The sequence below is a fragment of the Bradyrhizobium sp. CER78 genome (genome assembly GCF_029846235.1).
GTDB lineage: Bacteria > Pseudomonadota > Alphaproteobacteria > Rhizobiales > Xanthobacteraceae > Bradyrhizobium.
In genome coordinates, this window is sequence record NZ_JARVWP010000027.1 from 25,373 (window position 1) to 39,241 (window position 13,869).

Sequence of the window (13,869 nt, forward strand, 5' to 3'; positions counted from 1 at the left end):
CCGCCTTTAATGCCGCATGTGTCGATCCGGCACGCCCGCGCCGGGGGCAGCCATGCGCCTGCGTTCATGGACAATTAGCGGCCAGCCTCTATTTTCGGCCGGCCCTGCCGGGCTTTGGAAAAAGTGGGTTGTCGCAGACATGGTCGATATTCTGGCCGCACCGCAGCAAGCGAAAACCGACAGCGCGCTGCGCACGCTGACCGGGATTTCGGTCGCCCATTGGGTCAGCCATTTCCATATCTTCGTGCTGCCGATGCTGTTCCCGTTCCTGAAGCAGCAGCTCGGCGTCGGCTATGTCGAACTCGGATTCGCGCTGACGGTGTTCGCGGTGGTCTCGGGCCTGACCCAGGCGCCGATCGGCTACCTCGCCGACCATATCGGCGCGCGCAAGATCCTGCTGGTCGGGCTGACCGTCGGCGGCTGCGCGCTGATCGGGCTCGGCCTGCATCTGAGCTATACCTCGCTGATCGTCTGCGCCGTGCTGCTCGGCCTCGCCAACAGCGTCTATCATCCGGCCGACTACGCCATCCTCTCGGCCCATATGGACGAGGCGCGGATGGGCCGCGCCTTCTCGATCCACACCTTTGCCGGCTTCCTCGGCGGCGCGGTGGCGCCTGCGATCATGGCGGCGCTGGTCGCCTCGACCGGCGGCCTCGGCGCGCTGATCGTGGCCGGCGCGGTGGGCCCGCTGGTGGCACTGTTCCTGATCGTGCTCGGCATTCCCGATGCCGGCGCCAACAAGAACAAGCCGAAGGACGACACCGCACCGAAGGCCAGCGTGATCACGCCGGCGCTCATGGTGCTGACCGCGTTCTTCACGCTGCTCAGCCTGTCGACCTCGGGCATCAACAATTTCGGCGTGGTCGCGCTGATGGGCGGTTACGGCGCGTCGTTCTCGACCGCCAACATCGCGCTGACCGCATTCCTCGGCGCCAGCGCCGCGGGCGTGCTCGCCGGCGGCTATCTCGCCGACTGGACCCATCGCCACAGCCAGCTCGCCGCGGCCTGCTTCGCGGTCAATGCCGTGCTGGTGCTGCTGATTGCGCTGATGGACCTGCCGCCGGTGGTGCTGACGCTCGCGATGGGGCTTGCCGGATTCCTCGGCGGCGTGATCGCGCCGTCCCGCGACATGATGGTACGCAACGCCGCACCTCCCGGCGCCGCCGGCCGCGCCTTCGGCATCGTCTCCACCGGCTTCAACTTCGGCGGCATCGTCAGCCCGCTGCTGTTCGGCTGGATCATGGACCAGCACATGCCGCACTGGGTGTTCGGCGCCTCGGTGGTGTTCATGGTGCTGACCGTGTTGCTCGCGCTGGTCACCGAGCGCAAGCCGCAGCAGGCTTCCGAGGTTACAATCCAGGCCTAGCGCGCGCTATCGCTCCGACCCTTGAACTGCCGACAATCGCCGTTTGTTGACGGGATTTCGCGCCCCGGCAACTGGCGCCTGCCGCCCGGGAGGATTATCCTAATTTCGACTCTTCCGAACCGGGGGAGGTTATTGTGCTTTCCGAGAAATTTTTCCTGTTTCTTGAAACGCTCATAAGCCACGCCGCCGACGACAATCCGGTCGTGGTCAGCAGCGTGCCGCATATTCCGATTGTTCAGGAAACAGCTTTGGACAGCGCTGGAGCAGACGCGTCGTTGGAGCCCGCCTTGCCCGACGACGAAGTCCGACCTCCGACGCCCTGATGGTGCGCCGGGTTAACCGCGCGCCGACCTAACCTCAACAAGAGGGATGGCTGACGGCTGCCGCTGCCAGACTCAGCGGCCCCAGAATACGGGCGTCGTCTTGAACCGCCGCCAACTCTTGCGCAGCGTTTTTGCCACCGCGATCTGATCGCGGGCCAGCCAGCCGGCCATCGCGCCGATGCCGAGATGCAGCGCAGGCTGGTCATCCTGCGCGATGGTGTGGAGCAGCACCCGCGTGCTGCCGATGTCGCACACCCGCCCGAGGCTGTTCTGCAACCTGGCAAGCCGCTTCACGTAGCGCTTCGCCGGCGCATGAGCGGCATAAAGCGGCAGGAAGAATTCCGCCGCATAGCGCAACTTCTTGAGGTTGATCCTCAGATTGTGCTGCGCGTGGATATCGAGCCGCCGGAAGCGCGCACCACGCTTCAACGTCTTGCGATGCAGCCGCTGCAGAATTCGATCGGCAAGCACCGGCATTGGTTGCGACAGGATCGCGAGCGCTTCGCTGTCGATCTCGTTGCGCCAGCTGCGGCGCTCCACCAATTGCCCCAGCGAGAGCAGGAAGCGGCTGCAACGAGGATCGGCCAGAACGCCATGCAAGGCGCCGTAGCTCGACTTCTGACGCTGTTCGACCGCCTGGCGAAGGCCATCGAGATCGATATCCGGAACCGCGCTGACCAGGCGGGTGATCGTCGTTTCGGCGAACACGTCCCAATCCCGGGCCTTGCCGAGCTGCCGCATCAGCCATCTTGCTTCGGCGTTGACCGTCAGAAATGCCGGCGATGGAATGTCGCGCCGGAACAGCGCACAGATCGTCCGCAAGCGCCGCAACGCCACGCGCATCTGGTGCACGCCTTCGGGATCGGTCCCCTGCTCGGCCACCGCGTGATTTTTCAGGAGATGATGCCAGCAGGAGCCCACCAGCAGTGCGATGACGTCGTCGACCGCAAGCTCCGCGGTGATGCCCGACAACTCGGCCTTCACTGCGGATGGCGCGACATCGAACGCCAGCGCATAGCCGCGTTCCGCCTTGCTTCGCGTGCCGATCTGCAGCGGCGCCGCGTCGAGCAACTGCGTTCCGAGATCGAACAGGACGCCGGCATTGCCGCTCTTCAGCTCGATCTCGATTTCCGACAGCACTTCCTGGCGCGAAGCGGCCTCGATCGTCCCCTCGTCGAATACGACTTCAACCGACGCATCGGGCAGATCGAGCTGTCGGGCGTGCCGGCGCACCTTCGTCTCGAAAACCGGCGCCAGCGCGTGTTTGCTCAGCCCCGCAACGGGATCGCCGACCTCGTCGGCGGGGAAGAGCGCCAGATCGGGGGTCATGCTCCCAACAGGCATCTCCCATTGGCGGCGCATCAGGGGCTGCGCGGCATTGGGAGGAAGCTTCAGCGTCTGGATGAAGGTCTTGCCGCTGTGGCGGACGCGCAACGACATGCCATGCTGAAACAGCAGGCGCTCGGCCGTGTCGTAATAGACTGTTTCCAGCCGGTGAAAGGCGCCGCGATTGCGCGCATGCTGCACGATGCAGGGTGCCTCGCGCAGTTTTTCGAGGCTTCCTTGCGGCGCAAGGAGCTTGAGTTCGACTTCCGCCTGATCGCCATGCCCGACGGCAATGGCATTGCCCGCATCGGTCACGACCGGCTGCCGCTTATGTAATGGTAACGCCCCCGACATGGTGTATGAAGGTTTCATGACAATGACAAGGCATATTCCCGTATTGCACCGCGCATTAGCCGCAGATTGTATCGAGATTAACACGATCAAGTTGCATTTGACCGCGCACCGCTAGCCGAGGGCGAGGACGACCCATTCCGCGCGAAGCGTCGTACACGACCCATTCATTCCGATCGTCGCGACAGGACCTGCTTCAACAGCGGCTCGATCCGCGACAGCTCATCGAGATGCACCGCGGACAGTTCGACGCGCGCGTCCACTTCACATGCGAGCCTTACGCCACCGATGAGCGTCATTTCACCAAATCGAGCACAGCTGCCAAGACCAGTGCCAAGATCGGCGACAAGGCGAGTCACCTTTTGAGCGACTTCACCACCGATCCGCGCGTCGTGGTGATCTCGGCGATCGCCGTGTTCGTCTCCGCCGCCGGCGTGCTGGCCGGCGCAGGTCTGCTGGAGCTGATCAAGCTCGCCACCAACATCGCCTATTTCGGCAAGTTCAGTTTCGCCGACCTGAAATTGCAGGACTCACCGCTTGGCCTCTGGACCGTGCTGGTGCCGGTCGCGGGCTCGCTGATCATCGGCCTGATGGCGCGCTTCGGCAGCGAGAAGATCCGCGGGCACGGCATTCCGGAAGCCATTGAAGCCATCCTGCTCGGTCGATCCCGGCTGGATCGCAAGGTGGCGATCCTCAAGCCATTGTCGTCGGCGATTTCGATCGGCACCGGCGGCCCGTTCGGCGCCGAGGGCCCGATCATCATGACCGGCGGCGCGATCGGCTCGCTGATCGCGCAGATGCTCCCGGTGACGGACAACGAGCGCAAGACCCTGCTGGTGGCCGGCGCCGCGGCCGGCATGACCACCGTGTTCGGAACGCCGATTGCGGCAATCATGCTCGCGGTCGAACTGCTGCTGTTCTAATGGACGCCGCGCAGCTTCATTCCCGTCACCGTCGCCGCCGTGGTGGCGGCGGTCGGGCGCACCTTCCTGCACATGCCGGCGCCGCTGTTTCCGTTCACGGGCAGTGTCGACATCTCGGTGCTGCAGCTCGGCGCCTGGATGCTGATCGGGATCCTCTCCGGCCTGCTGTCGGGCGTGCTCACCCAGCTGGTTTACGGATTCGAGGACCTGTTCCTGAAGCTGCCGATCCACTGGATGTGGTGGCCGCTGATCGGCGGCCTGGTCGTCGGCCTCGGCGGCCTGATCGAGCCGCAGGCGCTCGGCGTCGGCTATGACAACCTCGCATCGATGGTGAGCGGCGACGTGGTGCTGAAGGCCGCGCTATTGCTGCTCGTGGTGAAGGCCGTGATCTGGTCGGTCGCGCTCGACTCCGGCACGTCGGGCGGCGTGCTGGCGCCGCTGCTGATCATGGGCGGCGCGATGGACACGGCGCTGAGCGGCTATATGCCGACCGCGAGCCCCGGCTTCTGGGCGCTGCTGGCGATGGCGGCGACGATGGGCGGCACGATGCGCTCGCCATTGACCGCAACCTTCTTCGCGGTCGAGCTCACCGGCAACACCCACGTGCTGCTGCCGCTGATCGCGGCCAATTGTAGCGCGCATGGCGTCACGGTGCTGCTGATACCGTGCCGGCAAGCATCGCACCGCGACGCTCAAGCAGTTGCTGGCGGGGAGCAAGATCACCGTTGCTTATCCCGACGAATATCTCGACCGGCTCGCCGACCGCCTGATGCAGGTCAACATCTCGCATCTGCCTGTGATCTCGCGCGAGGACCAGCGCTTGGTCGGCTATATCGGCTGGAAGGACCTGATGCGCGTGCGCGCCAGGCTGCAGGCCGAGGAGACCCAGAAGACGGCGTTCTTCGGCGCATGATAGACCGCGATGGCTTGCCTGGCGGAACAAATTTCCGCCGGGCGGCAACGCCAAAGCGCGCAGAACGGCCAGCGCATCCCAGAGCTTCATCGGCGATGGTTGACAGCATCAAGGGCTCACCCATGATGCCGCATAACCAAGAACAGCCTCGGGATGAAATGCCATGACCTCGACCCCAGACCTCGTGATCCGCGGCGGCACCATCGCCGATGGCAAGGGCGGCGACCTCTATGAAGCCGATGTCGCTATCTCAGGCGGCAAGATCACCGAGGTCGGCAAGGTCACTGCAAAAGGCAAGGAAGAGATCGACGCGCGCGGCAAGCTGGTGGCGCCCGGCTTCGTCGACGTCCACACCCATTACGACGGCCAGGTGACCTGGAGCCAGGACATCACGCCGTCATCGCAGAACGGCGTCACCACCGCGATCATGGGCAATTGCGGCGTCGGCTTCGCGCCGTGCCGGCCGAGCGACCACAACAGGCTGATCCAGCTGATGGAGGGCGTCGAGGACATTCCGGAGCCGGTGCTTTCGGCCGGTATTCCCTGGGCGTGGGAGAGCTTTCCCGACTACATGGAATGGCTGTCGAAGCGCAGTTTCGACATGGATATCGGCGCGCAGCTGCCGCACGCGGCGCTGCGGGTCTATGTGATGGGCGAGCGCGGCGCGCGCCGCGATCCCGCAACACCCGAGGACAACAAGGCGATGGCGGCGCTCGCAGGCGATGCGGTGCGCGCGGGCGCGCTGGGTTTCTCGACCTCGCGCACGCTCAATCACCGCACCTCGACCGGCGACTACACGCCGACGCTGAAGGCGGGCGAGGATGAACTGACCGCGATCGCCGGAGCGATGCACGGCGTCGGCCGCAGCGTGCTGCAATTCGTGCTCGACCAGAGCACCGTGCACGAAGACCTGCCGATGATGCTGCGGGTCGCCGAAACCACCAAATGCCCGATCTCGTTCTCGGTCGCGCAGGCCGACAAGGCGCCGCGGCGCTGGCGGCAGACCATGGACACCATCAATGAAGCCGCCGCGCGCGGCCTGTCGATCACGACCCAGATCGCGGCGCGGCCGGTCGGGCTGCTGCTCGGGCTCGAATTGTCACGCAACCCGTTCCAGACCCATCCGAGCTATCGTGAGATCGCTAAGCTGCCGCTCGCCGAGCGGCTGACGCATCTGCGGCGGCCCGAGGTGCGCGCCGCGATCCTGAGCGAGAGCGCGACGGCAACCGACGATCCGCTGTTCTTCCGGCCGAACTACGACAAGATGTATCTGCTCGGCAATCCGCCGGATTATGAACAGCCGCCGGAAAAGGCGCTCGGCCCGCAGGCGCGCCGCCAGGGCCGGCAGCCGGAAGAGCTCGCCTATGACGCGATGCTGACCGACGAAGGCCGCGGCATGCTCTATGTGCCGTTCCTGAATTATGCGGACGGCAATCTCGACGCCGTGCACGAGATGCTGCGCGAACCCAGCGCAGTGCCGGGCCTGTCCGACGGCGGCGCGCATTGCGGCATCATCTGCGACGCCAGCTTCCCGACCTATCTGCTGACGCACTGGACGCGCGACCGCAGCCGCGGCGAAAAACTCTCGATCCCGTTCGTGATCGCGGCACAGTCGCGCAAGACCGCGCTGTCGGTCGGCCTCACCGATCGCGGCGTGATCGCACCGGACTTCAAGGCCGACGTCAACGTGATCGACTACGACCGGCTGCACCTGCATCCGCCGAAGGTGCATTACGACCTGCCGGTCGGCGGCCGCCGCCTGTTGCAGCAGGTCGATGGCTACGATGCCACCATCGTCTCGGGCGTCGTGACCCAGCGCCAGGGCAAGGCCACCGGCGCGCGGCCCGGCAAACTCGTTCGCGGCGCGCAGGGCTTGAACTGATCGCCGTCGGAGTCGGCTCGTAGCCCGGATACAGTCGCCACTTCACCCTCCCTGGAGGGGGAGGGCCGCTGGGCATGCAGCGAAGCGGAATGCGCAGCGGGGTGGGGTGATCTCTCCATTCGGGCACTGCCCGTGTTGAGAGATCACCCCACCCCGCCGCTCATTTCATTCGCGTCGACCCTGCCCCTCCAGGGGAGGGTAAAGCGCACCTACCCTATGTCGGCGACATCGCGCCCTTGATCGTGTCGGCGGGCTGAGCCTGCCCGGTCAGCCGCGCGCGCTCGGTGTTCGGCCACAGCAGCAACAGCCCGAGCAGGCCGGAGCCCGCCATGATCGCGGCGTTGATGGTGAAGCCGGACATGTAACCCGCCATCGGCGTGGCTGCGTGCTGGATCACACTGCCCATCACCATCGGCGCCAGGATGCCCGAGATCGTGTACAGCGCGCCGTAGATCGCGATGATCGCGCCGCGCTGCGACACCGGCGTGAACTCGCCGAGCATCGGCGGACACACCACGTAGATCGAGCCGCACAGGCCGGAGCCGATCACCAGCAATGCGATCATCAGCCCGCCCGGAGGCGCGTAGGGCAAGGTCGCGAGAATGGCGCCGCCGATGATCAGCGGCACCGAGCCGAGCACGCCGCGCGCGCCGCGGGTGGTGAAGCCGCGCGCCAGCATCAACTGCGAAATCCAGCCGGTCAGAATCACGATCGTCGCGCCGAATATCCAGGGCAGGATCGAGACGAAGCCGGCCTGCTGCTGCGAGAAGCCGAGCCCCTCGATGATGAAGGATGTGAACCAGGTGAGACCGAGCGACAGCGCCCAATAGGCGCCGAAGGTCGCAATCACACAGCCGACGAAGGTGCGCGACGACAGCAGCTTCCAATAGGGAATCCGCGGCTCGTCGGCGACGACAGTAGTCGTCGACACCAGTGGCCCTTCCTTGCCGAGCGCGAACCAGGCGACGGTCCAGAGCAGGCCGACGATGCCGAGCGCGCCAAAGGCATGATGCCAGCTGTGATTGACGATGATCCAGTTCAGCGCGGGCACCGCGAGGATCACGCCGAACGCCGAGCCCTGCGACAGGATCGCGGTCGGTAGCGTGCGCTTCTCGTCCGGAAACCACTTGTAGATCGCGTGCGCGGCGACCGAGAAGGCCGGCCCCTCGCCGGCGCCGAGGATGACGCGGCAGATCGTGAGTGTCGTGAGGCTGACGGTGCCGATCATCGGAAATTGCGCCAGCGACCAGATCACCGCCAGGATCAGCAGCACCCAACGCGTATCAACGCGGTTGACGATGAACCCGACCACGATCGCCGAGATCGAGAACAGATAGAAGAAGGCCGAGCCAAGATCGCCGAACTGCTCCGGGGTGAGGCCCATCTCCTTCCTGATCGGCACGCCGGCCAGCCCGACCACGATCTTGTCCGCAAAGTTCACCACCATGAACAGGAACAGGAGGAAGGTGATGGTCCAAGCGCCCTTGGGCGTCGACATCCCCTTGGGCGTCGGCTGCGTCGTCATGTCTGGCTCCCCGTCGTTTCGTTTTTTGGCTTCGTAAAATCGGCCCCAATTGGCGATGCTAGCCACGCCTCGCCGCGCAACGCAACACCGCATTTCCTCGGGGTCGCAGGTCCCGGCGCAGTTGTAACGGCCGATCACGATCGCGTCGGCGCGGCCGCGAAGCGGTGATCTGTCATGGGCCGGCTGCTATGCTCGGGGGCAACGAAAAGCCGGGGTTATTTCATGAACAGATCGATGCTTCGCGCGATCGCCTGCACTGCGCTCGCGTCCACCGCCCTCCTCGCTGCGACGGCTGTCCGCGCGGAAGGCACCGCCAGTCCCGACTACGCGGCGATCGTGGCCGCGCCCGATCGCAGCGATGCGGATCGCCAGGTCGATCAGCGCCGCCAGCCGGCCAAGATGCTCGCCTTTGCCGGCGTCACGCCCGGCATGACCATCCTCGACATGGCGGCGAGCGCCGGCTACAGCACCGAACTATTGGCACGCACCGTCGCCCCGTCGGGCAAGGTCTACGCGCAGGATTCGGCCAGCGTGCTCGAGCGCTTCGTCAAGGACAAGTTCGACACCCGCGCCAAGTCGCCCGCGATGAAGAACGTCGTCCACGTGGTGCGGGACTATGACGACCCGATCCCGCCCGACGTCAAAAACCTCGACATGATCACCTTCTTCTTTTTCTATCACGACATCAGCTATCTGCCGGTCGATCGTGCCGCGATGAACAAGAAGATGTTAGCAGCGCTCAAGCCGGGCGGCTTCCTCGTCATCGCAGACCACTCGGCCAAGCCGGGCGACGGCACCAATGTCGCCAAGACCCTGCACCGAATCGAGGAGAGCACCTTGAAGCAGGAGATCGAGGCGGCCGGCTTCAAGCTGGTAGCCGAGGGCGATTTCCTGCATCATGCGGAGGACCCGAAGGACATTCCCGTCTTCAAGGCCCCGGTGCCGATCGACGAGTTCGTCCTGAAATACCAGAAGCCGCAATGAGGCACGGCCATCGCTTCACCTGACCAGACCGCCGCGGTGCTTCGCGTCACCGGCCTGACCAAGAGTTACCGCTCTGCCGGGGAAGACGTCGCGGTGCTGCGCGGCGTAGATCTTGCCGTTGCAACAGGCGAGAGCGTGGCGTTGACCGGCGAATCCGGCAGCGGCAAGAGCACGCTGCTGCATCTGATCGCGGGGCTGGATGCTGCCGACAGCGGCGAGATCGCCCTTGCCGATACCGTGGTCTCCGGGCTGAGCGACGCCGGCCGCGCCGAATTGCGCCGCGACCGGCTTGGGCTCGTGTTCCAGCAGTTCAATTTGATCCCGAGCCTGTCGGTCGCGGACAATCTCGTGTTCCAGTCGCGCATTGCCGGCCGGCACGATGCGGCCTGGCATGACGAGCTGGTCGAGCGTCTCGGCTTGAAGAACCTGCTCAGGCGCTATCCCGAGCAATTGTCCGGCGGCCAGCAGCAGCGCGTCGCGATCGGCCGCGCGCTGGCGCCGAAGCCGCTGCTGCTGCTCGCCGACGAGCCGACCGGCAATCTCGACGAGGACACCGCCGACGAGGTGCTGCATCTCGCGCGCGATCTGGTTGTTCGCACCGGCTGCGGCTTCCTGATGGTCACCCACAGCGCCCGGCTCGCCGCGACGCTCGACCGCCAGATCAACCTGCATGCTGGAGTCATTGCGTGAGGCGCCCGCTGTGGATCCTCGCCGTGCTGCTCAGCCACTGGCGGCGGCATCCGATGCAGCTTGCCACGCTCTTGATCGGGCTGATATCGGCGACCGCGCTGTGGAGCGGCGTGCAGGCGTTGAACCAGCAGGCGCGCATCGCCTATGACCGCGCCGCCGCGACCTTCGGCGGCGCGCGCACCGCTGTCCTCGTCAGCAAAGACAGCGCGACCTTTCCGCAACAGCTGTTCGTCGATCTGCGCCGCGCCGGCTGGCCGGTGTCGCCGATGCTGGAAGGCCGGGTCCAGATCGATGGCCGCAGCTTCCGCCTGCTTGGCGTCGAGCCGGTGACGCTGCCCTCCGAGGTCGGGAATGCACCGGCGGTCGGGCGCGGCAGCCTGCAAACGTTCGTTACGCCGCCCGGCGAAATGCTGGTGGCGGGCGAGACGCTGCGCGATCTCGGCCTCAAGGAAGGCGAGCGGCCGCAGGCGAGCGGCACGAGCCTGCCGCCGCTGCGCGTGCAGGCCGAGCTCGCGCCCGGCGTGCTGGTGGTCGATATCGGCATCGCGCAGGACATTTTGAAAATGCCCGGCCAGGTGTCGCGCCTCTTGGTCGGGAAATCCAAAGGCAAGTCCAAGGCGCCGCATGCCACGCTCGAGAGCGTGGCGGGTGACAAGCTGCGTCTGGTCGAGCCGAGCGCGGAGAGCGATCTCGAACGCCTCACCGACAGCTTCCATCTCAACCTCACCGCGTTCGGCCTGCTGTCATTCTTCGTCGGCCTGTTCATCGTCAACTCCGCGATCGGCCTCGCCTTCGAGCAGCGGCTGCCGATGTTACGCACGCTCCGCGCCTGCGGGGTCTCGGCGCGGATGCTCAACACGGTGCTTGTCATCGAGCTGGTGTCGCTGGCGCTGGTCGCCGGCCTGATCGGCCTGGTGTGCGGCTATTTCATCGCGGCAGCCTTGCTGCCCGATGTCGCGGCCTCGCTGCGCGGGCTCTATGGCGCGCAGATTGCCGGCCAGCTTTCGCTCAAACCCGTCTGGTGGTTCGCCGGCATCACCATCAGCATTCTCGGCGCGCTGGCTGCCGCGGCCGCCAGCCTTGCCAAGGCGATCCGGATGCCGGTGCTGGCAACCGCGCAGCCGCAGGCCTGGCAGCAGGCGCAGCGGCGCTGGCTGATCTTCCAGAGCGCGGCGGCGCTCGCGGTGTTCGCTGTCGCAGCAGCGCTCATTCAGTTCGGCGATTCCCTGATCGCGGGCTTTGCCGTGCTGGCCGCATTGATGCTCGGCGCGGCATTGATCCTGCCGATGGTGCTGCAAATCGCGCTCGCGATCGGCCAGCGCAGTGCGCGAGCGCCGGTCGGCATCTGGTTCTGGGCCGACAGCCGCCAGCAGCTTTCCGGTTTGTCGCTGGCGCTGATGGCGCTGCTGCTCGCGCTCGCGGTCAATGTCGGCGTCGGCACCATGGTGGAGAGTTTCAGCCGCACCTTCCTGGTCTGGCTCGACGGAAGGCTCGCTGCCGACGTCTATATCAGCGCCGCCAGCGACACGCAGGCCAAGCAGATCAAGGCCTGGCTGCACGACCGGCCGGAGGTTGAGGCGATCCTGCCCGGCGGCCGCGCCGACACCCAGCTTGACGGCGCGCCGATCGAGGTGCTCGGCCTGCCCGATCACGCCACCTATCGCGACAACTGGCCGTTGCTGGAAAGCACGGCGAATGCCTGGGTCAGGCTACGCCCCGGCGACGCCTGCCTCGTCAGCGAGCAATTGTCGCGGCGGATGAAGCTTGCGATCGGCGATCACATCGAGGTGCCCGCGCCCGGCGGCGACTGGCCGCTCGAGATCGTCGGCATCTATGCCGATTACGGCAACCCCAAGGGCCAGATCGCGGTCAACTTCGCCGCGCTGACGCGCCGCTTCCCGCAAACGCCGCAGACGCGCCTTGGCCTGCGCGTCGCGCCGGACAAGATCGCGCCGCTGATCACGGCGTTGCAGGCGACGTTCGGGCTCGACGACCGCAGCGTCGCCGACCAGGCGACGATGAAGCGGGAATCCAAGCGGGTGTTCAACCGCACCTTCTCGGTGACCGCAGCGCTCAACGCCTTCACGCTCGGCGTCGCCGGCATCGCGCTCTTGACCAGCCTGCTCACGCTGGCCAATTCGCGGCTGCCGCAGCTGGCGCCGCTGTGGGCGATCGGCCTGACGCGGCGGCGGCTCGCTGCGCTCGAACTGTTGAAGACCATGGCGGTCGCGCTGATCACCGCGCTGTTCGCGCTGCCGCTTGGGCTACTGGTGGCGTGGTGCCTGCTTGCGATCGTCAACGTCAAGGCGTTCGGCTGGCGGCTGCCGTTCCACGTCTTCCCGCTGCAACTGATCGAGCTGCTCGCGGTAGCGATGGCCGCAGCGCTCTGTGCTGCGGCGCTGCCGGTCGCTAGACTGGCCCGCATGCAGCCGGCCACCCTGATCCGGACCTTCGTCAATGAGCGCTAGCGGCACCATCACGCGCCGCGCCTTTGCCGGCGGCGCGCTGGCGTTGGCACTGGGCGGCAAGACGTTCGCGCAGGGCTTTGCCGGGCTCGGCGAGAATGCCGAAGGCTTTGCCGCCGTCACGCCGGGCAAGCCGTTCGTTTTCCCCGTCGATCACGGCCCGCATCCGGAGTTCCGGATCGAATGGTGGTACGTCACCGCGAACCTGTCCGACACCAGCGGCGCGGCCTACGGCGCGCAATGGACGTTGTTCCGCCAGACGATGAAGCCGGGCGGACCGGCCGAAGGCTGGGCCAACCAGCAGCTCTGGATGGGCCACGCCGCGGTGACCAGCGCCACCACGCATCGTTTCAGCGAGACGTTTGCACGCGGCGGCGTCGAGCAGGCCGGTGTCGTGGCCATGCCGTTCCACGCCTGGATCGACGCCTGGGAGATGCGAGGGCTGGACGCTTTCGACGCGCAGCACATCGCCCCGATCGAGCTCAAGGCCTCCGCCGCCGACTTCTCAACCACGCTCCGCCTCGACGCCGATCGCGCGCTGGTGCTGCAGGGCGACCATGGCTACAGCCGCAAGTCGGATCGCGGACAGGCCTCCTATTACTACAGCCAGCCGTTCTACAAGGCCTCCGGCCGCATCGTGATCGACGACAGGCCGGTCGACGTCACCGGCGTCGCCTGGATGGATCGCGAGTGGAGCAGCCAGCCCTTGGCGGCGGATCAAACCGGCTGGGACTGGTTCTCGCTGCATCTGCCCGGCGACGAAAAGCTGATGCTGTACCGGCTGCGTCAGAAGGACGGCCGCGAAAACCTGTTCGGCAACTGGATCACGCCGGATGGCCGCTCGACCGAGATCGCCGCCAGCGGCAACAGCATCACGCCGACGGCGACCACCGAGATCGACGGCCGCAAGCTGCCGACCTCGTGGCACGTGACCCTGCCAGCGCGCGGCCTTGCCATCGAAACGACGCCGCTCAATCCACGAAGCTGGATGGGAACCAGTTTCCCCTATTGGGAAGGCCCGATCCGCTTTTCAGGCAGCCACGCCGGATTCGGCTATCTTGAGATGACCGGGTACTAGGACGTCGACGGAAGATCGGCGCCGCCCAGAACAGCCCTGCCTG

At 66.1% G+C, this 13,869-nt stretch carries 10 protein-coding genes and 1 pseudogene; 9 read left to right on the forward strand and 2 right to left on the reverse strand.

The window, feature by feature from the left end:
- Nucleotides 1–139 precede the first annotated feature (139 nt).
- Entirely contained in the window at nucleotides 140–1,366 is a 1,227-nt protein-coding gene (locus QDT69_RS34910) for an MFS transporter (RefSeq protein WP_279711005.1), read from the forward strand.
- 134 nt (nucleotides 1,367–1,500) lie between these two features.
- Nucleotides 1,501–1,689, forward strand: a complete 189-nt coding sequence (locus QDT69_RS34915; protein ID WP_050419894.1) for a hypothetical protein — start codon at nucleotides 1,501–1,503, stop codon at nucleotides 1,687–1,689.
- Nucleotides 1,690–1,761: 72 nt separating this feature from the next.
- Here the strand turns inward: QDT69_RS34915 and QDT69_RS34920 are convergent, their stop codons facing one another.
- Nucleotides 1,762–3,237 (reverse strand): CYTH and CHAD domain-containing protein, encoded by a 1,476-nt coding sequence (locus tag QDT69_RS34920; protein WP_279711032.1) that lies wholly within the window; start codon nucleotides 3,235–3,237, stop codon nucleotides 1,762–1,764.
- Between QDT69_RS34920 and QDT69_RS34925 the strand changes: the two genes are divergently transcribed.
- The 3 genes and pseudogenes from QDT69_RS34925 (at nucleotide 3,133) to QDT69_RS34935 (ending at nucleotide 7,084) form a co-directional block, all read left to right on the forward strand.
- Nucleotides 3,133–3,351: a hypothetical protein gene (locus tag QDT69_RS34925; RefSeq protein WP_279711034.1), complete on the forward strand. Its 219-nt coding sequence runs from the start codon at nucleotides 3,133–3,135 to the stop codon at nucleotides 3,349–3,351. The genes QDT69_RS34920 and QDT69_RS34925 overlap by 105 nt on opposite strands.
- 353 nt (nucleotides 3,352–3,704) lie before the next feature.
- Nucleotides 3,705–5,202: pseudogene (locus QDT69_RS34930) on the forward strand (chloride channel protein).
- 163 nt (nucleotides 5,203–5,365) lie between these two features.
- Nucleotides 5,366–7,084, forward strand: a complete 1,719-nt coding sequence (locus QDT69_RS34935; protein WP_279711006.1) for an amidohydrolase family protein — start codon at nucleotides 5,366–5,368, stop codon at nucleotides 7,082–7,084.
- Between the two features lie 214 nt (nucleotides 7,085–7,298).
- Here the strand turns inward: QDT69_RS34935 and QDT69_RS34940 are convergent, their stop codons facing one another.
- Complete coding sequence (locus QDT69_RS34940) at nucleotides 7,299–8,609, reverse strand: MFS transporter (protein WP_279711007.1); 1,311 nt, start codon at nucleotides 8,607–8,609, stop codon at nucleotides 7,299–7,301.
- A 222-nt stretch (nucleotides 8,610–8,831) separates the two neighbouring features.
- On the opposite strand from QDT69_RS34940, the gene QDT69_RS34945 reads away from it, so the two are divergent.
- From QDT69_RS34945 to QDT69_RS34960, 4 genes are read left to right on the forward strand one after another with little or no spacing between them, the layout of a single operon-like run.
- A complete protein-coding gene (locus QDT69_RS34945) occupies nucleotides 8,832–9,593 on the forward strand; it encodes a class I SAM-dependent methyltransferase (protein ID WP_279711008.1) in 762 nt (253 codons plus the stop codon).
- Between the two features lie 36 nt (nucleotides 9,594–9,629).
- A complete protein-coding gene (locus QDT69_RS34950; RefSeq protein WP_279711009.1) occupies nucleotides 9,630–10,283 on the forward strand; it encodes an ABC transporter ATP-binding protein in 654 nt (217 codons plus the stop codon).
- Complete coding sequence (locus tag QDT69_RS34955; protein ID WP_279711010.1) at nucleotides 10,280–12,751, forward strand: ABC transporter permease; 2,472 nt, start codon at nucleotides 10,280–10,282, stop codon at nucleotides 12,749–12,751. Before QDT69_RS34950 ends, QDT69_RS34955 begins: the two co-directional genes overlap by 4 nt.
- Complete coding sequence (locus QDT69_RS34960; protein ID WP_279711011.1) at nucleotides 12,741–13,826, forward strand: lipocalin-like domain-containing protein; 1,086 nt, start codon at nucleotides 12,741–12,743, stop codon at nucleotides 13,824–13,826. Before QDT69_RS34955 ends, QDT69_RS34960 begins: the two co-directional genes overlap by 11 nt.
- Nucleotides 13,827–13,869 lie beyond the last annotated feature (43 nt).